11 protein-coding genes and 1 riboswitch are annotated in these 22,297 nt (G+C 66.9%); of the genes, 4 read left to right on the forward strand and 7 right to left on the reverse strand.

All coding sequences use genetic code 11. The features are described 5' to 3' along the window. Positions 1-129 precede the first annotated feature (129 nt). Together C1922_RS19940 and C1922_RS19945 are read right to left on the reverse strand one after the other, a co-directional pair. Positions 130-1,794 carry an MFS transporter gene (locus C1922_RS19940; RefSeq protein WP_108751369.1) on the reverse strand — a complete coding sequence of 555 codons (1,665 nt, stop codon included), beginning with the start codon at positions 1,792-1,794 and terminating at the stop codon, positions 130-132. A gap of 144 nt (positions 1,795-1,938) precedes the next feature. Beyond that, complete coding sequence (locus tag C1922_RS19945; protein WP_108751370.1) at positions 1,939-3,360, reverse strand: DcaP family trimeric outer membrane transporter; 1,422 nt, start codon at positions 3,358-3,360, stop codon at positions 1,939-1,941. Between the two features lie 244 nt (positions 3,361-3,604). Here C1922_RS19945 and acs point away from each other — a divergent pair, with 244 nt between their 5' ends. From acs to mntP, 3 genes are all read left to right on the forward strand, one after another. Then, positions 3,605-5,548 carry an acetate--CoA ligase gene (gene acs, locus C1922_RS19950; RefSeq protein WP_108751371.1) on the forward strand — a complete coding sequence of 648 codons (1,944 nt, stop codon included), beginning with the start codon at positions 3,605-3,607 and terminating at the stop codon, positions 5,546-5,548. A gap of 139 nt (positions 5,549-5,687) precedes the next feature. Continuing rightward, positions 5,688-6,353 carry a response regulator transcription factor gene (locus C1922_RS19955; protein ID WP_006477308.1) on the forward strand — a complete coding sequence of 222 codons (666 nt, stop codon included), beginning with the start codon at positions 5,688-5,690 and terminating at the stop codon, positions 6,351-6,353. 126 nt (positions 6,354-6,479) lie between these two features. Then, a riboswitch (yybP-ykoY riboswitch) is annotated at positions 6,480-6,569 on the forward strand. A gap of 89 nt (positions 6,570-6,658) precedes the next feature. Next, positions 6,659-7,234, forward strand: coding sequence for a manganese efflux pump MntP (gene mntP / locus C1922_RS19960; protein ID WP_108751372.1), 576 nt, complete (start codon positions 6,659-6,661; stop codon positions 7,232-7,234). Positions 7,235-7,302: 68 nt separating this feature from the next. On the opposite strand, the gene C1922_RS19965 is transcribed toward mntP, so the two are convergent. Together C1922_RS19965 and C1922_RS19970 are read right to left on the reverse strand one after the other, a co-directional pair. Continuing rightward, on the reverse strand, positions 7,303-10,758 hold the full coding sequence (locus C1922_RS19965; protein ID WP_108751373.1) for a PAS domain-containing hybrid sensor histidine kinase/response regulator: 3,456 nt from the start codon (positions 10,756-10,758) through the stop codon (positions 7,303-7,305). A 134-nt stretch (positions 10,759-10,892) separates the two neighbouring features. Then, positions 10,893-13,040 (reverse strand): S46 family peptidase, encoded by a 2,148-nt coding sequence (locus tag C1922_RS19970; protein WP_108751374.1) that lies wholly within the window; start codon positions 13,038-13,040, stop codon positions 10,893-10,895. 289 nt (positions 13,041-13,329) lie between these two features. Between C1922_RS19970 and C1922_RS19975 the strand changes: the two genes are divergently transcribed. After that, positions 13,330-14,091 carry a hypothetical protein gene (locus C1922_RS19975; protein ID WP_108751375.1) on the forward strand — a complete coding sequence of 254 codons (762 nt, stop codon included), beginning with the start codon at positions 13,330-13,332 and terminating at the stop codon, positions 14,089-14,091. 205 nt (positions 14,092-14,296) lie between these two features. Here C1922_RS19975 and C1922_RS19980 read toward each other — a convergent pair whose 3' ends face one another. From C1922_RS19980 to glyS, 3 genes are all read right to left on the reverse strand, one after another. Then, positions 14,297-18,166, reverse strand: a complete 3,870-nt coding sequence (locus tag C1922_RS19980) for a translocation/assembly module TamB domain-containing protein (RefSeq protein ID WP_108751376.1) — start codon at positions 18,164-18,166, stop codon at positions 14,297-14,299. Further along, entirely contained in the window at positions 18,163-19,959 is a 1,797-nt protein-coding gene (locus C1922_RS19985) for an autotransporter assembly complex family protein (RefSeq protein WP_108751377.1), read from the reverse strand. The genes C1922_RS19980 and C1922_RS19985 overlap by 4 nt, the downstream gene beginning before the upstream one ends. 204 nt (positions 19,960-20,163) lie before the next feature. Further along, positions 20,164-22,239: a glycine--tRNA ligase subunit beta gene (gene glyS / locus C1922_RS19990; protein ID WP_108751378.1), complete on the reverse strand. Its 2,076-nt coding sequence runs from the start codon at positions 22,237-22,239 to the stop codon at positions 20,164-20,166. Positions 22,240-22,297: the final 58 nt, after the last annotated feature.

Genomic DNA, 22,297 nt, shown 5'->3' on the forward strand with positions numbered 1-22,297 from the left:
GGTTGGGGTCAGAGCCCTTCGCATGCGAAAGGAATCCGACCCCAGTCGCCACCCCACAAACAAAAAGGCCGCGGTCTGCACCGCGGCCCCTGAAACCCGGTGGGTGCCGACCGTTGGTCGGCACGCCGGTTACTTGGTGATATCCACGTCCTTGGTCTCACGCAGGAACAGGCCGCCGATCACCACCGACATCAGCGCGATGATGATGGGGTACCACAGGCCGTAGTAGAGGTTGCCGGTACCGGCCACCAGCGCGAACGAAATGGCCGGCAGGAAGCCACCGAACCAGCCGTTGCCGATGTGGTACGGCAGCGACATCGAGGTGTAGCGGATGCGGGTCGGGAACAGTTCCACCAGGTAGGCGGCGATCGGGCCGTAGACCATGGTCACGTACAGCACCAGCAGCCACAGCATGAAGATCGTGCCGGCGTAGTTGATGCGCGAACCATCGGCCTTGGCCGGATAGCCTGCGGTGGTCAGCGCGCCCTTCAGCTCCGCACCGAAGGCATCGGCCTTGGCCTTGCCTTCTTCCTTGGTCAGGCCGGCGGCCTCATACGAGGTCACACTGGCCGAGCCCACGTTCACCATGGCCAGCGAACCGGCAGCGGCGGGCTGCACGTCATACGGCACGCCCGCCTTGGTCAGCGCGGCGGTGGCTACGTCGCAGGAGCTGGTGAACTTGCGCAGGCCGACCGGATCGAACTGGAACGAACAGGTGCTGGGATCGGCAACAACCAGGGCCGGCGAGCTGCTGCGGGCTTCTTCAATGGCCGGGTTGGCAAAGTGGGTCAGCCCCTTGAAGATCGGGATGTAGGTGACGGCAGCCAGCAGGCAGCCGGCCAGGATGATCTTCTTGCGGCCGATACGGTCGGACAGCCAGCCGAAGAAGATGAAGAACGGCACGCCCAGCGCCAGCGCGGCGGCAATCAGCAGGTAAGAGGTGGTGGCATCGACCTTCAGCATGCTGCTCAGGAAGAACAGCGCGTAGAACTGGCCGCCGTACCAGACCACGGCCTGGCCGGCCGCGGCACCCAGCAGCACCAGCAGCATCAGCTTCAGGTTGCCGCCCTTCAGGCTGTCACGGAACGGGGTCTTGGAACCCTTGCCTTCGGACTTCATCTGCTGGAACAGCGGCGATTCGCTCAGCTGCAGGCGGATCCACACCGAAACGCCCAGCAGCAGGATCGAGACCAGGAACGGAATGCGCCAGCCCCAGGCTTCGAAGGCTTCGTTGCCCAGGAAGTAGCGGCAGGCCAGGATGATCAGCAGCGACATGAACAGACCCAGCGTGGCGGTGCACTGGATGAAGCTGGTGTACAGGCCACGCTTGTCGTCCGGCGCGTGCTCGGCCACGTAGGTGGCGGCACCGCCGTACTCACCGCCCATGGCCAGGCCCTGGGCCAGGCGCAGGATGATCAGGATCACGGGTGCGGCGAAGCCGATCGAGGCGTAGTTGGGCAGCACGCCGACCAGGAAGGTCGAGATGCCCATGATCAGGATGGTGACCAGGAAGGTGTATTTGCGGCCGATGCGGTCGCCGAGGCTGCCGAAGAAGGCCGCGCCGAACGGTCGCACGAAGAAGCCGGCGGCGAAGGCCAGCAGGGCGAAGATCATGCCGGTGGTTTCATTGACGCCACTGAAGAACTGCTTGGCGATGATCGCGGCGAGGGAGCCGTACAGGAAGAAGTCATACCACTCGAAGACCGTGCCGAGGCTCGATGCGAAGATGACCTTCTTGTGGCCTTTGGTCAGGCTGCCCGCGGCGTTATGCGCGGTGCTGGGTGTACTGGACATGAGACGTTTTCCCCTTTGTAGGTGCCACCGTCGGTCGGCACTCAATCTCGGTAAGTGCCGACCGAGGGTCGGCACTCAATCTGGTAGGTGCCGACCCTGGTCGGCACCCAATTTCGGTAGGTGCCGACCTTGGTCGGCACGCTGTCAGAAGCTGTACTTGGTAGTGAACTGCACGCGGTTGATGTCGCCCTTGCGCCCGTCTTCGATCTCGCGCACGCCGTACATGTACTCGGCACCGATATCGACCTTGGGCATCGGCGTGTAGAAGATGTTGCCGCGGATGCTCTGCACGCTCTTGGTCACCAGCGGGCCCAGGCTGCCATCGTTGTCGTAGTCACTGCGCGCATAGATCAGGTTGGTGCGCAGCTTCGGGGTGAACGCATGCCGCCAGCCCACGTAGCCGGCAAGCACGCCGGTCGGGTTCAGTTCGTCACGTGCCACGTCGTAAGCGGTATCGGCGGTCACACCCAGACCGATGTAACGGGCAATGCCTTCACCACCGGTCAGCTGGTAGTGCAGCGAATCATTGCCGCCCATCACCCACTTGCCGCCCAGGGTCAGGCCGCCGGCCACCTTGTCGGCCTTGGCGCCGGTGGCCTGGTTGTCGACCTTCAGCTGGCGGACGATGCCGCCGACGCCGAAGGTGCCCCAGTCGCCCTTCCAGCCGTAGCGCATCGTCAGGTCGGGCAGGCTGCCACGATCGGAGTTGGCGCTGGCGTTGGTCCACACGCCGGTGACCGGGTTGCGGGTACCGGTGAGGGTGGTGGTTTCCGGGTTTTCCAGCGCCACGCTGAAGCCGCCATTGGTGTAACGCACCTGCGCCTGGCGCACGAAGATCACACCGTCGGTGGGACCGACGAAATCGACCGCTTCAGGCAACGCTGCGGCGTCCATGAAGTTGGACCAGGTCTGGCCGGCCAGCCAGTTGTTCCAGTACATGTAGGCATGGCGCAGGGTCACGCCGTAGGTGTTGGTGGCGGTCTGGTTGCCCAGCGAATTGCCGAAGAAATCCATCTCGAACAGCGCGCCGGACTTGTTGCCCGATTCGCTGACGTTGTCGATGCCGATGTTGAAGCGCGAGAACTTGGCGTGGGCGTTGTAGTCCACGTCCGAGCGCTTGCCGCTGCCGCCGGCGCCGGCCACCGGGGTCTGGCCCGGCAGGTACAGCGCGCGGCCGGTGGCATCGTCAGCCAACTGGCCATCGCCGGTCTGGGTGGCCAGGAAATCGGCCTTGATGAAGCCGCCGATCTTGACCGTGGTGCCCGGCGCCGCGCCGGGGGTGATGGTGGTGACCTGGATCGGCTGCTTGCCCGCCGGCACGGCCGGCTTCTGCTCGGCCTGCACGGTGCGGACTTCGGTGACCGCCTGCTGGGTCTGCACGATCTGGGTCTGTTGCTGCTGCTGCGATGACAGCAGCGCCTGGACCTGGCGTTCCAGCTCGGCAACGCGCGCTTCGAGCGCTTTCTCTTTGGCGGTTTCTGCAAACGCCATGCCCGGTGCGACCAGGGCGACCAGCAGGCAGGCCGCCAAAGGTTTGCGCACGGCTTTCAACGTACGGTGGCTCATGTTGCCCTCTCTCCCAAGTGGCAAGGTGATGCCGCGCGTGGGGCACGGTCGAGCCGAGACTGCGGGGCGTTTATGTATAGCGGTATTCGCCATTGGTCGAAGCCGGGCCTGCAGGGCGCCGACTTTCGACCATGGTCTAAGCGCAGTGGTGACGCGACCGCAGGTGGATGGGGCAAACTGCTGGCGGAGGGTCGTTGCAATGCTGCGACCGCACATGAAAAGTCAACGTGCAAGTGAGGGTGCCATGGCTGATATCTACCCCGTCGATCCGCAGTTCGCCGCCAAGGCACGCATCGACAAGAAGTCCTACGAACAGCAGTACCACGCGTCGGTGTCCGATCCGGATGCCTTCTGGGGGAAGGCCGCGCAGCGGCTGGACTGGATGCGTGCGCCGACGAAGATCCGCAACGTCAACTACGACCTGGCGGATTTCCACATCAAGTGGTTCGAAGACGGCGAGCTCAACGCCAGCGTGAACTGCCTGGATCGCCAGCTCGAAACGCGCGGCGACAAGACCGCGTTGCTGTTCGAACCGGACAGCCCGGACGCACCGGCCCAGCACGTGACCTATCGCGAGCTGTACGAGCGCACCTGCCGCTTGGGCAACGCGCTGCGCAACCTGGGCGTGAAGAAGGGTGACCGGGTCACCATCTACCTGCCGATGATCGTCGATGCCGCGGTGGCCATGCTGGCCTGCGCACGTATCGGTGCCATCCACTCGGTGGTGTTCGGTGGCTTCGCTCCGAATTCAATTGCCGACCGGGTGAGCGATTGCCAGAGCAAGCTGATCATCACCGCCGACGAAGGTCTGCGCGGCGGCCGCAAGGTGCCGCTGAAGGCCAACGTGGATGCCGCGCTTAAACTGCCGGGCACCAACACGGTGGAAACCGTGCTGGTGGTGCGCCACACCGGCGGTGCGGTGGACATGCAGGCCCCGCGCGACCGCTGGTTCCATGATGTGGTGGACAGCCAGCCGTCCACCTGCGAACCGGAGCGCATGAACGCGGAAGATCCGCTGTTCATCCTCTACACCTCCGGTTCCACCGGCAAGCCCAAGGGCGTGCTGCACACCACCGGTGGCTACCTGCTGTACGCAGCCTACACCCATGAAGCGGTGTTCGACCTGCGCGAGGACGACATCTACTGGTGCACCGCCGACGTCGGCTGGGTCACTGGCCACAGCTACATCGTGTACGGCCCGCTGGCCAACGGCGCAACCTCGCTGATGTTCGAAGGCGTGCCGAACTACCCGGACACCTCGCGCTTCTGGAACGTGATCGACAAGCACAAGGTGTCGATCTTCTACACCGCCCCGACCGCCATCCGCGCACTGATGCGCGAGGGCGAGGAGCCGGTGAAGAAAACCTCGCGCGCTTCGCTGCGCCTGCTCGGCAGCGTTGGCGAACCGATCAATCCGGAAGCCTGGCGCTGGTATTACGAGGTGGTGGGTGACAGCCGTTGCCCGATCGTCGATACCTGGTGGCAGACCGAGACCGGCGGCATCCTGATTTCGCCGCTGGCCGGCGCGATGGATCTGAAGCCGGGTTCGGCCACCCTGCCCTTCTTCAGCGTACAGCCGGCGCTGGTCAATGCCGATGGCGAGATCCAGGACGGCCCGGCCGAGGGCAACCTGATCATCCGTGATTCCTGGCCGGGCCAGATGCGCACGGTATATGGCGACCACCAGCGCTTCATCGACACGTATTTCCGCACCTACCCGGGCAGCTATTTCACCGGTGACGGCTGCCGCCGCGACGAAGACGGCTACTACTGGATCACCGGCCGCGTGGACGATGTGATCAACGTGTCCGGCCATCGCATTGGCACCGCCGAAGTGGAAAGCGCGCTGGTCTCGCACCCGAAGGTGGCCGAGGCGGCCGTGGTCGGCTTCCCGCACGACGTGAAGGGCCAGGGCATCTATGCCTACGTGACCCTGGTGGCCGAAGAGGCCCCCAGCGACGAGCTGCAGAAAGAGCTGGTCGCGTGGGTGCGCAAGGAAATCGGCCCCATCGCCACGCCGGACCACCTGCAGTGGGCGCCGGGCCTGCCCAAGACCCGCTCAGGCAAGATCATGCGCCGCATCCTGCGCAAGATCGCCGAGAATGCACCTGACCAGCTTGGCGACACCTCGACCCTGGCCGATCCGTCGGTCGTGGCCTCGCTGGTGGACGAGCGCAAGGTGCGCTGATGCATCACCTTGGGTCGGATCCCTTTCCGCAAGGAAAGGGCTCTGACCCCAGCAGATTCCGGCCGCCACGGGGTCAGAGCCCGTCCCTGACGGAACGGGATCTGACCCCGAACAGTTTCCCCCACGGTTCCCCCCGACCATGACCACCCTTCTGATTGCCGATGACCATCCCCTGTTCCGCGAAGCCCTGCGCGGTGCGGTGCAGCGGGTCATCCCCGGCGTGCAGTTGTTCGAGGCCGACAGCGTGGAAGCGCTGTACGCGCTGGCCGACCAGCACAACGATGCCGACCTGGTCCTGATGGACCTGAACATGCCCGGTGCGCAGGGCTTCAATGCGCTCGTACACATGCGGTCGCTGCACCCGCACCTGCCTGTGGTGGTGGTCTCTGCGCGCGAAGAAGCCACGGTAATGCGCCGAGCGCTGGACCACGGCGCGCTGGGCTTCATTCCCAAGTCGGCCGACTCGGACACCATCGGCCACGCGCTGGGCACTATCCTGGATGGCGAAACCTGGGCGCCGCCGGAAGCGCACAACGTGCCGCCCACCGGCAGCGAGGAACGCGAAGTCGGCCAGCGCCTGCGCGAACTGACCCCGCAGCAGTTCCGCGTGCTGCAGATGCTGGGCGCCGGTCGCTTGAACAAGCAGATCGCCTACGACCTCAATGTTTCCGAAGCGACCATCAAGGCGCACGTGACCGCGATCCTGCGCAAGCTGGGCGTGACCAACCGCACCCAGGCGGTGCTGATGGCCGGCAAGCTGGCCATCGACGACGACGCCATCGTGCTGCCGCCGGAAGAAGACTGACCCTCGCCGGGCATGGCCCGGCGCTACCGCATCGGCATCGATATAGCCTTCGCTATACAAACCAGCCCTGCCTGCGCGTTTACCTGGAAATGCGCTGCGCGCGGATCGCGGTGCTAAGCTTCGCGTCCCCTTGGGGAGTAGCCGGATTCCTTCGCAGGAATCGTCCACGTCAACATACTCGGCCAGTGCGCCGTGGCGTGGACAACCATGATGGTTGGCGAGACCAGCGGCCCGCGCGCGCAACATCAGGTTGGGCGCGAGCGCAGGCCGTGCGTCCGTCCAAGCCCGACCTTCAGCTGCCGCCAATGTCTCCTGTTTCGATCCTCCTGATCGGCTTTGCCATGTCCACCGATGCCTTCGCTGCCGCGATCGGCAAGGGTGCGGCCATGCGCAGGCCGGTGTTCCGCGATGCACTGCGTGCCGGCATCATCTTCGGCGTCATCGAGACGATCACGCCCATCATCGGCTGGCTGCTCGGTCGCGCCGCCCTGCAGTACGTGGAAGCCTTCGACCACTGGATCGCGTTCGGCCTGCTGCTGGCACTGGGCGTGCACATGATCATCAACGGTGTGCGCCCGGACGGCGATGACGAGGACGAAGACTCCTCGCAGCACCACGGCTTCTGGAAGCTGGCGCTGACCGGTTTCGCCACCAGCATCGACGCCATGGCGGTGGGCATCGGCCTGGCCTTCATGGACGTGCATATCGGCGTGATGGCGGCCGTGATCGGCCTGTGCACGCTGACCATGGTCACTGCCGGCATCATGCTCGGCCGTGCGCTGGGCAGCATGGTCGGCAAGCGCGCCGAGATCATCGGGGGCGTGATCCTGATCATCATCGGTTCGACGATCCTGTACGAACATCTGCACGGCGCGGCGTAACGCGCTGGTTATCGTGGCCGCCGGGCGTGGCCCGGCGATATCGATGCGCATCCACGCACGGCATGGATCTACGGTGACGTTCCTGCGTCGCGCAATGCACCCAGGAAGGCGCGCAGCGAGGCGGGCTTGATCGGCTTGGTCAGCACGCGGTAGCCGCGTTCGCGCGCCATCCGCTTCAACTCGTCGCGACCATCGGCGGTCAGCAATGCGCCCGGCAGCGGGTAGCCGGCGGCCTCGCGCAGCGCCACCAGGGCATCCAGGCCATCCATGCGGTCATGCAGGTGGTAATCCACCAGCATCACCTGCGGTCGCTCGGCAATCCGTTCCAGTGCCTGGTCCACGGTGGAGGCGGTGATCACCTGCACCTGCCAGCGACCCAGCAGCGCGCGCATGCCGTCCAGGATCTCCTCGTCGTTGTCCACGCACAGCACGCGCAGTCCGGCCAGCGAATCGCTGCGCGCCACCGGCGCGGCTGCGGTGACGACAGCCGCCGGTTCGGTGTAGCCCGGCAACGGCGCCACCCGCGGCAGGATGATCGAGAACATCGAGCCGCTGCCGACCCGGCTGCGGGCGTTCAAGCGATGGTCGAGCAGGCGCGAGATGCGCTGGCAGATCGACAGGCCCAGGCCCAGCCCCTGTTCGCCCCAGTCGAAGGGCTGCTGGTAGCGATGGAATTCATCGAAGATCTGCCGCATGTGGTGCTCAGGAATGCCTGGCCCGGTATCCCACACCTGCAGCTCCACTTCATCGCCACGCTGGCGCACGGCCAGCACGATGCGGCCCTGGCGGGTGTAACGCAGCGCATTGGCCAGGAAGTTCTGCAGCACGCGCCGCAGCAGTCGACGGTCGCTGCGCACCCAGGTAGTGCGTGCGAACAGGTCCAGGCGCAGGCCACGCCCCGCCGCTACCGGGGTGTACTGCGCGGCCAGCTCGCGCATCAGCGCGCTCACGTCGAACTCGCCGATGACCGGGTGCAGGCCACCGGCATCCAGCCGCGACACGTCCAGCAGACCATCCAGCAGTTCTTCGGCCGCACGCAGCGAGGCATCCACGCGTTCGGCCAGGTGCTTCTGCTCATCGCTCACGTGGTCGCTGTCACGCAGTGCCGAGGCGAACAGGCGCGCCGCATTCAGCGGCTGCAGCACGTCGTGACTGATCGCCGCCAGGAAGCGGGTCTTCGACTGCTGCGCCACCTCGGCTTCATGCGAGCGTTCGGCCACGCGCTGCTCCAGCGTCTCGTTGGCTTCCAGCAGCGCTTTTTCCGCGTGTTTGTAGTCGGTGATGTCGTTGTAGCTGGTCACGTAACCGCCGCCGGGCAGCGCCTGGCCACGCATCTCGATTACCTTGCCATCGCTGCGGGTGCGCTCGAACACGTGCGGCGAACCGGCGCGCATGTAGCCGATGCGGCGGTTGATCTGCACTTCGATATCGCCTTCGCCCAGCTCACCGCGTTCGGCGTTGTAGCGGATCAGGTCGGCCACCGGGCGGCCGACGTAGAGCATGCCGTCGGGATAGCCGAACATGTCCTGGTAACGGCGGTTCCAGGCAGTCAGGCGCATGTCCGGGTCAACCACGCTGACACCGGCACTGATGTTTTCCAGCGTGGTGGAAAGAATCTCGCGGTTGAAGCGCAGCTCCTGCCCGGCTTCGTCCAGCACCGCCACCACTTCGCCCAGGTCCATGCCCGAACCGCGCAGCAGGCTGGTCAGCAGCAGGCGTGCGGAGGCGGCACCGATGGAGGCGGCCAGCAGACGCTCGGTGAACTGCACCCATGGCCGGTCGGCCGGTGCCGAGGACTGCAGTTCGCGGCCCAGTGACTGCGCCTGCTCGAAGAACGAGCGGCGCGCATGGCGTTCGCCCACCACGCGCGAGGCCAGCGCCAGCAGGTCGCCCACGTGCACGTGGCCGGGCCAGCCACCGGCCACCGACGGCCGTTCTGCGTAGGGGTCCAGGAAGGGTGCCGCACGCAGGCGCTCGTCCACGCCGGGGCGCCAGCGCGCGGACACCAGCATCATCGTCGCCGCGTTCACCAGCAGCGACCAGAACGTGCCGTGGGTAAGCGGGTCCCAGCCGGTCATGCCGAACAGCTGCTGCGGGCGCAGCCAGTCGATGCCGAACGGCCCGTGCTGCACCCACGCCGCATCCACCCAGCCGGCCAGGGTCATCGCCGGCAGCAGCAGGGTGTACAGCCAGGTGGCGAAGCCCAGCAGCATGCCGGCTTCCACGCCGCGGCGGCTGGCGCCACGCCAGTACAGACCGCCAATCAGGCCCGGCGCGAACTGCGCCACCGCCGCGAATGCCATCAGGCCGTAGGACGCCAGGGTGCTGTCGTTGCTGCTGCTGCGGTAGTAGCTGTACGCCATCAACGCCAGCAGCAGAATCGCCAGGCGGCGGATCCACAGCACGCGCGAGGCCACGTCGGCCGCTTCCTGGTGGTCGCCACTACGGCGCAGCAGGACCGGCATCACCAGGTCGTTGCTGACCATGGTGGCCAGGGCGATGGACGAGACGATGACCATGCCAGTGGCCGCCGAGAAACCGCCCACGTAGGCGATCAGGGCCAGCGCGTTGCGCCCCTCGGCCAGCGGCAGGGCCAGCACCATGGCATCGTCGGCCACACTGCCGCCAGTACCGAACAGGCTGACGCCGGCGGTGGCGATCGGCAGCACCATGGCCGAGATCAGCACCAGGTAGCCGCCGAACATCCAGCGCGCGCGGCGCACGTCACGCACGTCACCACACTCCACCACCGCCACATGGAACTGGCGCGGCAGGCAGATGATGGCCAGGAAGCTGAGGAGGGTCTGCGAAATGAAGCCCACCGGCGGCAACCCGGTGAACAGCGTATGCACCGAGGCGACCACCGCCTCGCTGCGGTCGCTCAGCCACAGGTAGGCGAACACGCCCACCGCCAACATCGCGCACAGCTTGATGACCGATTCGAAGGCGATGGCCAGCATCATGCCGTGGTGGTGCTCGGTGGCATCGACCTGGCGGGTGCCGAACAGGGTGGCGAACAGGGCCATCAACAGCGCCACGTACAGCGCCGGATCGGTGAAGAAGCCGGTGGGCCCACTGTTGCCGGTCAGCACCTGCAGGCTCATGGCCACGGCTTTGTACTGCAGGGCCAGGTACGGAACGATACCGATCAGGGCGATGATCGCCACCAGCGCGGCCAGCCGCCGCGAGCGGCCGAAGCGCGAGGAGATGAAATCGGCGATGGACACCACGTTCTGGCTGCGTGCGATCAGCGCCAGCCGCTCGATGATGCGCCAGCCAAACAGCAGCAGCAGCAACGGGCCGATGTAGATCGGCAGGTAGCCCACGCCGTTGCGCACGGCCGTGCCCACGGCACCGTAGAAGGTCCACGACGAACAATAGACGGCCAGCGCCAGGCTGTAGACCACCGGCCGCAGCCACGGGCGGTCGGGGTACATCGGCCGTCGGTCACCCCACCACGCCACGCCGAACAGCAGCGCGGCATAGGCAACCGAGACCAGCAGCAGGATCCAGCTGGAGACCACGCGTGCGTTTCCGTCAGAGGAACCCGCAGTGTAGGCCAGGCGTGGCCAGGTGTACGGGCTCGTTGGGGCAGCCACCCCCACCAAGGTGGGGGCCTACGCGGTGCGGGCCACGACCGTGGGTCGTGGCCGGCTCCTTACTGGGCCGGAACGCCCATTTCCTTCAGCAGCTCCGGTGCCGGGTAGACCTTGGCCAGCAGCCAGCGCAGGTAGCGCATGTCCACGTGCACCGCACGCTTGTAGCGCGGGTCGAACCACCAGCTGGCGCTGACCGATTCCCAGTTGCTGTCGAAGTTCAGGCCGATCAGTTCACCCTTGGCATTGAGCACCGGCGAGCCGGAATTGCCGCCGGTGGTGTCCAGGTTGGTCAGGAAGTTGACCGTCTGGGTCTTCAGCGCCGGGTCGGCGGTGCTGCCGAAATCGCCCTTGGCGATGGCCGCCAGCAGCGGCTTGGGCGCGTCGAAGGGATAGGCGTTGGTGTTCTTTTCGACGATGCCGGCCACGGTGGTCACCGGCGAATAGGTCACGCCATCACGCGGGTGCAGTGCCTCCACCTTGCCGTAGCTGATGCGCAGGGTGCGGTTGGCATCGGGGTACACCGCACGGCCCTGCTTGGCACGCCAGGCGAACAGCGCCTGCATGTAGGCCGGGCGCAGGCGCAGCTGCTCGCCTTCGCGGGTCTTGCTCTCGTTCTCGATGCGCAGCTGCGCGGCCACCAGCGGGCCGGCCACGGCAATCAGCGGATCGGCGGCAAGGGCCTTGCCTTCGCGGGCGGCGGCGAAGCGGCTCAGCCGCTGCGCCTCGTCGCCCAGCTGGGTGCCGGCGTACAGGGTATCCAGTGCCTTGGCCAGCTGCGCCGGGGTGCGCCCGAAGGCGGCATCGAACTCGGCCACGCGCTGCGCGTCCGGCAGCTGCTGGTAGCGGGTCAGCAGACTGGTCAGCAGGGCCTTCTCCACCTCCGGTGCGTAGCGGCGCTGCACCTGCTTGAGCACGCCTTCGATCATCGCCTGGTCGCGCTGCTGGAAGCCGGTCTCGCGCTGCGCGTCGGGCTTGGCCGATTCAATGCGCAGGCGCTCCAGCAGCAGCGCCGAACGCAGCAGCTGGGTCTGCAGGGCCATCTGGTCCAGCAGCAGGTCACGCTCGCCCACCGCTGCACCCTGCGACAGGTTGCCCAGCAGGGCCTTGATATCGCCCTGGTAGCGGCGGTCGGTGGCGGCCAGCATGGCCGACTCGTCGGCGGCGCGCTGGGCCTTGGCATCGCTGCGCAGCAGGCCTTCCAGCTCGCCGGCGGCACGCTTGCGGTTGTTCTTCAGCGACTGCAGCTGCGAGGCGTAGCGGGTACGCGCCTGCGCATCCTTGGCCGTGGCCGCTTCGATCGTGTCGATCATCTGCTGGAACACCGACACCCGGCGCGGCAGCACGGTGTCGATCTGGCCGGCGAATTCGGCAGCCGTGCGGTGGCGGTAGGTGATGCCCGGGTAGCCGGCCAGCATCGCGTAGTCGCCTTCCTTCGGGCCTTCCAGCGACATCTGCAGGTGTGCCGGCGCTTGGTAGGGTACGTTGTCCTTGCTGTACGGGGCCGGCTTGCCGTCCTTGCCCACGTAGGCACGCAGCAGGGTGAAATCGCCGGTGTGGCGCGGCCACATGAAGTTGTCGATCTCATCGCCGTAGTTGCCGATCGCGCGCGGCGGTGCGTACACCAGGCGCACGTCGCTCAGCTCCAGCTGCGCAATGCGGTAGAAATCGGTGCCGTAGTACATGTTGGCCACCGAGCAGCGCACGTTGCCGGTCTTCTCGCACTCGGCCACGATCTGCTTGCTGGCCGCGTCCACCGCGTCGTAGTACGCACGACCGGTCTTGCCGCGGGCCTGGGCCAGCACCTGGTCGGTCACCTTGTCGAAGCCCACGGTCACCAGCACGCGGAAATCCGGGTTGGCGGGGCGCTCATCGGCGCGGCCCTGGGCGATGAAGCCGTTGTCGATCAGGTTGTGCTCGGGGGAGCTGTTGTACTGGATCACCCCCATCGCTACGTGATGGTTGGTCAGCAGCAGGCCGTCTGCCGACACGAACGAACCGGTGCCGCCGCCGGCACGCACCACCGCGCTCAGCGGCGGCGCGGTCACGTTGGCCAGATCGGCCGGGTTGCCCTTGAAGCCGGCGTCCTGCAGCGGCTTGGCCAGATCGGGCAGCTGGGTCGGCATCCACATGCCTTCATCGGCGTGGGCACCGGCGGCCAGGGTCAGGCCCAGGGCCAGGGCAACGGGAAGGGTTTTGCGGGCAGACATCGGCACTCCGGCAATACAGAACAGCCGGGGACCATAGCCGCTGGAGCAGGCCGGGGCAACGGCCGATGGTTGGGGCGGCGCGTTCATCAACGGTGTTCGCCGCCTACAATCGAGACTCCGTCACATGCGGTCAGGGAAGCGGCATGATCATCGGCATCGATCCGGTCCCCCCTTGTTTGCGCCGGATGGCCCCCGGCCGACAGATCCAGCTGTGCGATCGCAGCTTCCGCTGCGAGGGACAGTTGCCGCCGGTGCGCGATCCATCGCCCCATTTCTGGAGCTGCCACGGATGAGCGACGCATTGAAACTGACCGAGTACACTGCCGCCGAGGACCTTGCCCAACGCATCATCGCCAAGGCACAGCAATGCGATCCGGCAGCCTTCGCGTTGTGGTTCCAGCAGTGCCTGGCGCTGCAGAACCTGACCGATTGCAAAGAACTGAAGCTGGCAACATGGCGGCTGCTGATGGGCGGCAACGTGCCATTGCGGAGAGCGAATTTCGAGCGGCTTGACGCACATTTCCAGTGGTACGACCCAGGCAGCGTACGCGAATCCTACGACATGGCCGCCCATGGCCAGAGCATGCACATCCGCTGGTTGCTGTTGCGAGGCAACGAGGTTGCGCTTGCTCGCTACATGCATCGCGATGATGCACCGGTTTCCGTGGCACAGGCCCGCGTGCGCGTGGCTCGGTTGAGTGGTCCCTGGCGACCACTACGCGCACGCTGGCAGGCGCGGTCAGCGCACACGCGACGCGAGATGCGCGACACTCTGCACTATCTGGTCGGCGAACCCATCATGTGGTTCGTGGTTCCGCCACCGCCGTTGCAGCGCAAGCATGTCCTGTTCTGGGCAGCAGCGGCCGGTAATCGGCTGCATCCAGCGCCGCGCCACCGATGGCCCTTGTGGCGGCGTGTTGTCGTGGTGCTGCTGTCGGCGTGCATCCTGCTGGGCGCCTTGGCGATTGCCCACAGGGCTTCTATCGCCAGCACAAGCGATACAAGCGGAGATCGCCGCGTATTGCACGCACCCGATGAAGCCAGTACGTGATCGATTGAGCGACACTGTGCTCGGCATCATTCCCCGTGCTTCCTGCAACGCTTCGCTACAGTGAGGCAGGACGCACCCGGACCGGGGCTGGTGCAGGCCTGCGGGATGGAACGCCTGCATGCACAATGCGGCTATCTGCACAGGCCCAACCGTGGATTGCGGCAGTGCCGAGCCCGGCGCCACCGCAGCCACGCATGGCGTGGCGCTACTTCTCCCGCCGCCAGTTCAGCGAGCCACGGTTCTCTACCGTGCTCGACTCCACTTCCACGTCGAAGCCGCGGCTGAGCAGGTACTTCAGCGTCAGCACCGACCCGCTGCCGACCATCGACACGCCATAGCCCACATACAGCTTGGGCGAAATGTATTTGCCGAAGCCGATGACCGAACCGCCCAGCGCGCGGGACTGGCTGACCCCGGCATCGTCCAGGCCCAGCTTGGCACCCAGCTGCGAGGCCAGCAGGCCGCTGCCGGCTGACAGCGCGGCCGAGGCGGCGGTGACCTGCTGGGTCTGGTCGCTGCTGGCATTGGTCAGGCTGCGGCCCAGCACCAGATAGGCCAGGGCTTCGGACTGCGACATGGCCGGATCGGACCAGACATCGGCGCGCGGCTGCTGGGCCCGCCCGGTCACGTCGATGCCTGCAGTGACGTCACCAATGCGGCGCTCGGCGCGGATGTTGATGCGCGGGTCGGACACCGCGTTGTAGTTCCAGTTGAGGTTGCCGCGGGTGATGGTCAGGTCCTGGCCATAGGCCTTGTAGCGGCCACTGACTTCCAGGCCGCCATTGGCGGTCATCTCGCGGCCCGGCCGCGCCCACACCTGCATCTTGCCGGTCAGCGCGCCCTTCAGGCCGAACCCGGTCATCTTCACCTTGTCGCCCAGGCTGACCGTCAGGTCCATGTCCAGCGGCGAGGTGCGCGATTCCTCCGGGTCGGCCGGGTCCAGCACCACCACGTCTTCGGACACCGATGTGCCGCGGTCCAGGCGTTCCAGGTCGATGTCGGCCTCGGGCACGTGCACGGTGCCGCGCAGTTCCATCGCCGCCTTGGCCAGGGTGAAATCGAGGTTCGGGTTGGCGATGATGCGCAGTTCGCTGGTGTTGGACACCAGCACGTTCTCGCCATGGATCTTGAGCTGCAGCGGCTGCGCATCGCCGAACCAGGACAGACCCCCGTCCACGTACAGCGTGCCCTGCCCCGAATTGGCCTGCGCGGTGATCTTGGCCGAGCCATCGGGCTGGGCGATGAAGCTGCCCTTGCCCTGGTCGAGGGTCAGGCCCAGCGCCGGGAATTCACCCTTGAAGTTGCTCAGCTGCGCGTCGCCGCCCAGCGATGGCTGGCCACGCGTGCCGCGCAGGCTCACGTGGCCTTCGATCAGGCCGGTGGGGCGCACGATGTCCGGCGAGAACAGCTCCAGCCAGTACAGCCGCGACATGTTCAGGTACAGCTCGCCGTTCAACGGTGCGCTGGCCTCCCAGCCGGTCTGGAACTTCGCATCGACGAAGCCGTTGCCCTGGAAGCCCAGGCCCAGGTAGCCCTTGATGCTGGCCGGGGTCATGTCCAGCTTTACCGAGAACTGGTCGTAGCGCGCCAGTTCACCGCGGTTGGCATTGGCGCCGGTGCCGGTGTTGCGGTTCTCGCCCAGGCGCACGCCACCTTCCGGCGAGCGCACTTCCACGTGGCCCTCCCAGGCGTTGCCGCGCGGGCGGATCTGCGCATCCAATGTCAGTTCGCCACGCAGGTAGATGCGGCGCCCCGACTGCGGCGGCAACCACGGCTGCACCAGCGACAGCGGCAAGGCATCACCACGCACCACCAGCCCTTCGCGCGGCCAGTTGGCCTGCGCGCACAGGGCGCCGCCGGTGGCCGCCGCCAGACAGGTATCGGCCAGCGTGAAGCTGCCGCCGTTCACCGCGAAGGCGGCCGGTGCACGCAACGCCCAGGCATCGCCCTTCACCGGCGCGATGCGCAGGGTGGACAGTTCACCGCGCCATTGCTCGCCCTGCTGGCGCACGCTGCCCTGCAGGTCGATCGCGCCCAGTTCGTTGTGGGTCTGCGCGCTCAGGCGCAGGTTGGACACGCTGCCCTGCGCGTCGATGGCCAGGCGTTCCAGCAGCATGCCGGCATTGACCTGCTGGCCCTGGATCGACAGGCGGCCGGCGTCGCCGCGCCACGGCAGGTTGCCCTGGATGCTCAGGCTCTGCGCGCCGTAGCCATCCCAGTTGATGTTGTTGCCCACCAGATCGGCACGGATGTCCGGCGCATCGCGCGGGCCGGTCACCTGCACCTGGCCGCGCAGGCCGCCATCGGCGCCCGGCAGCAGATCACTCAACTGCAGCGGCTCGAAGCGCGCATCGATATCCAGGCGGTCGCCCACCTTGCCCTTGGCGGTGACCCGGCTGCTGCCGATCGCCAGCGCCAGTTCGCCTTGGCCCTGCGCGCCCTGCAGCGCGAACTTGCCCTTGGCATCCACATTGCGCTGGCGCAGGGTGCCCTTCAGCGCAGGCAGATCCACGGTGGCTTCCAGGGTGGGCGCCGTGCCTGCGGCGGCAGTGGCCGGCGGCGGCACCTGGCGGCCCTTCGAGGCAAGGTTGCCCGACAGCCGACCGTCCCAGCCCGGCAGGAAGTAGCCCGGATCGAAGTCCTTCAGGCTGGCCTTGGCATCCCAGTCCAGCTGCGGTGCCCAGGCCACCTGGCCTTCCACCTGCAACTGGCCACCAGGGGTCTGCGCCACCAGTTCGCGGATCGAAGCGGACTGGTCGTTGCCGCGTACATCGAAGCGCAGGTCGGCACGCTTCTGCTCGCGCTCGATCTGCGCACGGCCAATGGCCGCCCACGCCTTCAGCGTACCGGCCAGGCCGAAGCGCGCTTCCTGCAGGGTGACCGGCACCGGCGCACTGCCGGCGGTGTTCGGGTCGGGCTCGGGCACCCAGGTCAGGTTCCGCGCAATCACCGAGAAATTCAGGGTCTGCTGGTCCGGGTTGCTGAAATCGGCGGTGCCCTGCAGGCGGGCTTCACCGCCCAGGCCCTTCAGCACCAGCGGCGACACCTTCAGTACCTGGTTCTGCAGCGACACCACCGACGGCGCCAGCTCCACTTCCTGCGCCCCCTGCTTCAGTTTCCCGTGCAGGTTGGCCTGGCCGCCCTTGCCGGCGGCAGTGAAATCCAGCGACAGCGGTGCGATGGCCGATGCGGCCAGCGCCGGCGACAGCAGCGCCAGATCCAGCTCATCGCTGCGCACGCTGGCACTCCACGTCGGATCGGTGCGGCCGTCGAACACCAGCATGGCCCGCAACGGCTTGGGTGCGCGCCCGGCCACACCCACTTCCATGTGCGCCAGGTTGCCGCGTGCCACCAGCCCCAGGGTGGCGGCGGTGCGACCGCGCGGGGCCGGCAGCACGGCGGTCACGGTCACGTCGGTGTCGTAGTCCTTGGCCGGAATGTAGCGCCCCTGGGCAGTGAAATCGCCCACGTCGCTGTCCACCACCAGTTGCCGGGCCTGGAATTCGCCATTGGCGATCTCGATGCCGCCGCGCACGCGGGCGATGTCGATCAGCGGCTCGTTGGCCTGGGTGATGCGGAAGCCGTCGATGGCGATCACATCGGCCTGGATGGCCAGCGGCATCTCGATCTGCGGCAGCGAATCGGGCCACGACGGCATCTCGAACGGCTCATCGCTCTTGGCCAGGTTCAAGGTCGCGTTGGTCAGCTCCAGCCGGTCCAGCAACAGCTTGCGGCCCAGCAGCGGGCGCAGGTCCGGTTCCAGGTGCGCACGCTCGGCGTGGAAATGGATGTCGTCGTAGCGGAAATCGACGTTGTACAGGGTCAGTGGGCCGGCGACCGGGCCCTCCACCTTGTCCCAGGTGAAGCTGGCGCCCACCGGCAGCCGCGCCACCACCTGTGCCAGCAGCACGTCGCGTCCGGCCACGGTCTGCAGCAGCCAGTAGACCGCCAGCAGGGCCAGCAGCACCAGGCCCAGCACGCCCACCCCCGACCACGCCCAGAAACGGCGGCGGCGGTAGAAACGCACGCGCGGCGGCTGGCTGCCCGCAGGCGGATTCGGCGTGGGCGCGCTCACAGGTCCGCTCCGATGTTCAGGTACAGCTGGAACTGCGAATCCGGATTGTTCAGGCCGTGCGCGATATCCACGCGCACCGGGCCCACCGGCGATTTCCAGCGCACGCCGAAGCCGACGCCGGTGTGCAGGTCAATGGTGTTGTCGAATGCGCTGCCGGTGTCGACAAATACCGCCGCGCCCCACGGGCCGCCTTTGAAATAATGCTCGTACTCGGCCGAGCCGATCACCAGGTTCTTCGCACCCAGCGCGTACTTGTCCGGCGCGGGCGTGCGTGGGCCGACTTCGCGGAAGGCATAGCCGCGGATGCTGCGGTCGCCACCGGCGAAGAAGCGCAGGCTGGGCGGCATGGCCACCAGGTCGCTGGTCCAGGTGGTGCCACCTTCGCCGCGCAGGATCAGGCGGTTGCTTTCACCAATGGGGATGTACCAGCGCAGCAGCAGGTTGGCCTGCACGAAGCTGGTGTCCGAGCCGGCACCCTCCACGCCGCCGCGCAGGGTGGCGCTGCCACTTACGCCGCTGCGCGGGAACAGTTCGTCGTCCACGTTCACGTAGTCGGCCACCAGCTGCGGGTAGACCAGCGTGGAGGTGTTGTACACCGCATCGGTGAACTCGGTGCCCGAGGCGTAGCGCCAGCGCTCGCGCAGCGCGTTGATCGAGGCGATGGCCGTCCAGTGTTCGTTGATCTCGCCACTGCGGCTGGCGATCAGCTTGAAGTTGCGCAGATCGATGTAGTCGGTCTGCTCGTCATAGGCGCTGGCGGTCAGTCCATACCAGCCATCCAGCCACTTGAACGCCGGCACACGGTAGGTGCTGACCAGGCTCTTGCGCTTCTGCGCATAGTCCAGCTGGGTGTTCATCTTGTGGCCGCGGCTGTTCAGGAACCGCCGCTCCACGCCGCCGCGCACACCGGCGCCACTTTCACTGCCGTAGCTCAGACCGGCGGTGTAGATGGTGCGCTTGGCGCGGGTCAGCTTCACGTCGATCGGCACTTCGCCGTTGTCGTCGGCCTGGTCCGGCCGCGGCTGGATGTCGATCACGCTGAAGTAGTCCAGCTTGGTCAGCGATTCGCGCAGGCGGTCCAGCTTGCCCTCGTGGAAGTAGCTGCCCTGTTCCCAGTACACCAGCGGGTCGAACAGCTTGTCGACGAAGTAATCCTGCTCGAAGCGCACCGGGCCCATGTTGTAGCGGCGGCCGCTGTCCCAGGTCAGGTCGATGTCGGCGGCATTCTCGGCGCGGGTGATCTGCACCTGGCGCTGGGTGTAGTCGGCATCGAAATAGCCGCGCTCGGCCAGGCGCCGGGTCACGGTGATCTTGCTGGCTTCGTACTGGGTGTGTTCGAAGCGCTGGCCCTTGCGCGGCTTGAACGCGGCCAGGTCATCCTGCAGGTACTGGTCGTAGGTGGCCGGGCCGGTGATGTCGATGTGCTCGCGGCGCACGGTCACCGGTGGACCCTTTTCCACGTGGATCACCACCCGCAGGTGTTCGTCCTGGCGTGGCGCCTCCACGGTGATCACCGGGTTGTAGTAACCAAAGGGTTCCAGTGCCTGGCGGGTCTGCCGCTCGGCCTGCGACAGCAGGTATTCCAGGCGCGACTCGCCCTGTTCCTTGCCGATGGTTTCATAGAGCGACAGCGAGACCTCGATGTTCTCGATCATCTCGGCGTCGTCGCCCTTGTCCAATCCCTTGATTTCCACCTTGTCGATGGTGCCGCGTGCGTGGGCGGACGAGGCCACGGCGAAGGACAGGAGCACCAGGGGCAGGGCGTAGTTCTTTGGCTGCATGCGGCACAGCATACCGACCGCGCGTGACGATGCGAAATGCTGCGCGCGAATCGGGATCGGTTGTTAAGTGGCAGTCAAAATGCGCGCCTTTATGCGCATCATCTGCACGATAACGACAACGCCGGGCATGGCCCGGCGCTACCTGTTCCAGTACATCCACGCCATGCGTGGCCATGCCCAGTAAATCCACGCCATGCGTGGATGGGGCGGCCCCCGTCAGCTCGACAGATGCTCGATCGCCGCCACCTTGCCCAGGCGCTCGCCCAGCAGGGTCAGCAGCGCCAGGCGGTTGCCACGCAGGGCCGGGTCTTCGGCATTGACCATCACGCCATCGAAGAAGGCGTCCACCTGCGGGCGCAGGCGGGCCAGGCGCGCCAGCACGGCCACGTAATCCTTGTGGTGCAGGCTGGCGCCGGTGTCGTCGATGGCCGCGGTGACTGCCTCGGCCAGCGCGCGCTCGGCGTCTTCCTGCAGCAGCGACGCGTCGATCTGGCCCGGGATCTCGCCTTCGGCCTTGCGCAGGATGTTGCGGATGCGCTTGTTGGCCGCGGCCAGCGCCTCGGCTTCCGGCAGCGCGGCGAAGGTGCCGATCGCGTCCAGGCGACGGTCGAAGTCATACAGCGAAGCCGGCTTCAGTTCGGCCACGGCGTTGAAGTGCGTGGCCGGCACGCCCTTGTCGCTGTAGTAGCCCTTCAGGCGGTCCAGGATGAAGTCGTACAGCTCGCCCACGTCGGCCTGCACGTTGCGCGCGGCCAGGCCGGCGTTGGCGCTGGCCAGCAGCGCGCGCAGGTCCAGCTCGAAGCCGCTTTCGATGATGGTGCGGGCCAGGCCCAGCGCGTTGCGGCGCAGGGCGAACGGGTCCTTGTTGCCGGTCGGCTTCAGGCCCGCGGCGAAACCGCCGGCCAGGGTGTCCACGCGCTCGGCGATCGCCAGCACCTTGCCCAGCGCCGACAGCGCGATGTCATCGCCACCGAAGCGCGGCTGGTAGGCCTCGTCGATGGCCAGCGCCACCTCCGGCGATTCGCCACCGGCCACGGCGTAGTGGCGGCCGGCGATGCCCTGCAGTTCCGGGAATTCATTGACCATGCGCGACTGCAGGTCGTTCTTGGCCAGCTGTGCGGCACGCTTGGCCAGCACCGGGTCGGCACCGACCTGCGGCGCGATCACTTCGGCCAGCGCCGAGACGCGCGCCACCTTGTCGGCCACGCTGCCCAGCTTGGCCTGGTAGGTCACTGTCTTCAGGCCGTCGCCCATCGATTCCAGGCCCTGCTTCAGGTCTTCGTCGAAGAAGAACTTGGCATCGGCGAAGCGCGGACGGATCACGCGCTCGTAGCCCTTGGCCACTTCGGCCACGTCCTTGGATTCGATGTTGGCGATGCCGATGAACTTCTCGGTCAGCTTGCCGCTGTCATCCAGCACCGGGAAGAACTTCTGGTTGATCTCCATCGTCTCGATCAGCGCTTCCTGCGGCACGGCCAGGAACGCACGCTCGAAGCTGCACAGCACCGCCGACGGCCACTCGACCAGGTTCACCACCTGCTCCAGGTTGTCATCGGTGATGCGGGCGCTGCCACCGGCCTGGCCAGCAGCGGCCTCGACCTCGGCAACGATGCGCTCGCGGCGCTCGGCCGGGTCGACCAGCACCTTGGCCGCGCGCAGCGATTCGACGTAATCCTGCGGCTGGCTCAGCCACACGGTCTTGTCATGGTGGAAGCGGTGGCCACGGCTCATGCGGTCTGCCTTCAGGCCGAACAGCTCGGCCTCGACCACGTCGGCACCGTGCAGCAGCACCAGCCAGTGCGCCGGGCGGGCAAAGCCCCAGTCGTGGTCGCCCCAGCGCATCGGCTTGGGAATCGGCATCGCGGCGATGGCCTCGCGCAGGATCTCCGGCAGCAGCACGGCGGTGCGCGCACCCGGGCTCACCGCACGGTGGACGAAGCGCTCACCCTTGTTGTCGCTGGTCTTTTCCAGCGCGGTCCAGTCGATCCCGGCCTTGGCGGCGAAGCCCTGCAGGGCCTTGGTCGGCTGGCCTTCGGCGTCCAGTGCGATGTTCAGGTACGGGCCCAGCACTTCACTGCGCTGTTCCGGCTGTTCCAGGCCGACGCCGGGCAGCAGCACGGCCAGGCGGCGCGGGGTCGACAGCGGGCGTGCATCGCCCAGTTCCAGCTCGACGCCACGCTTGCGCAGGCCGTCGACAACGCCATCGAAGAAGGCCTGGGCCAGGCCCGGCAGCGCCTTGACCGGCAGCTCCTCGGTGCCCAGTTCGATCAGCAGGGGGGACAGTTGGCTCATCGTTTCAATCCTGTGGTGGGGGCGCAGCGCGCGACGCGGCCGGCGCCCGGAAGTAGTG

The organism is Stenotrophomonas sp. ZAC14D2_NAIMI4_7 (assembly GCF_003086675.1).
In the GTDB taxonomy this organism is placed as follows: domain Bacteria; phylum Pseudomonadota; class Gammaproteobacteria; order Xanthomonadales; family Xanthomonadaceae; genus Stenotrophomonas.

Bases quoted from the DNA above. Each gene is read 5' to 3' on its own strand.
- C1922_RS19955 (WP_006477308.1), top strand. From the start codon at position 5,688: ATGACCACCCTTCTGATTGCCGATGACCATCCCCTGTTCCGCGAAGCC.
- C1922_RS19945 (WP_108751370.1), bottom strand. From the start codon at position 3,360: ATGAGCCACCGTACGTTGAAAGCCGTGCGCAAACCTTTGGCGGCCTGC.
- glyS (WP_108751378.1), bottom strand. From the start codon at position 22,239: ATGAGCCAACTGTCCCCCCTGCTGATCGAACTGGGCACCGAGGAGCTG.
- mntP (WP_108751372.1), top strand. From the start codon at position 6,659: ATGTCTCCTGTTTCGATCCTCCTGATCGGCTTTGCCATGTCCACCGAT.
- acs (WP_108751371.1), top strand. From the start codon at position 3,605: ATGGCTGATATCTACCCCGTCGATCCGCAGTTCGCCGCCAAGGCACGC.
- C1922_RS19940 (WP_108751369.1), bottom strand. From the start codon at position 1,794: ATGTCCAGTACACCCAGCACCGCGCATAACGCCGCGGGCAGCCTGACC.
- C1922_RS19970 (WP_108751374.1), bottom strand. From the start codon at position 13,040: ATGTCTGCCCGCAAAACCCTTCCCGTTGCCCTGGCCCTGGGCCTGACC.
- C1922_RS19975 (WP_108751375.1), top strand. From the start codon at position 13,330: ATGAGCGACGCATTGAAACTGACCGAGTACACTGCCGCCGAGGACCTT.
- C1922_RS19985 (WP_108751377.1), bottom strand. From the start codon at position 19,959: ATGCTGTGCCGCATGCAGCCAAAGAACTACGCCCTGCCCCTGGTGCTC.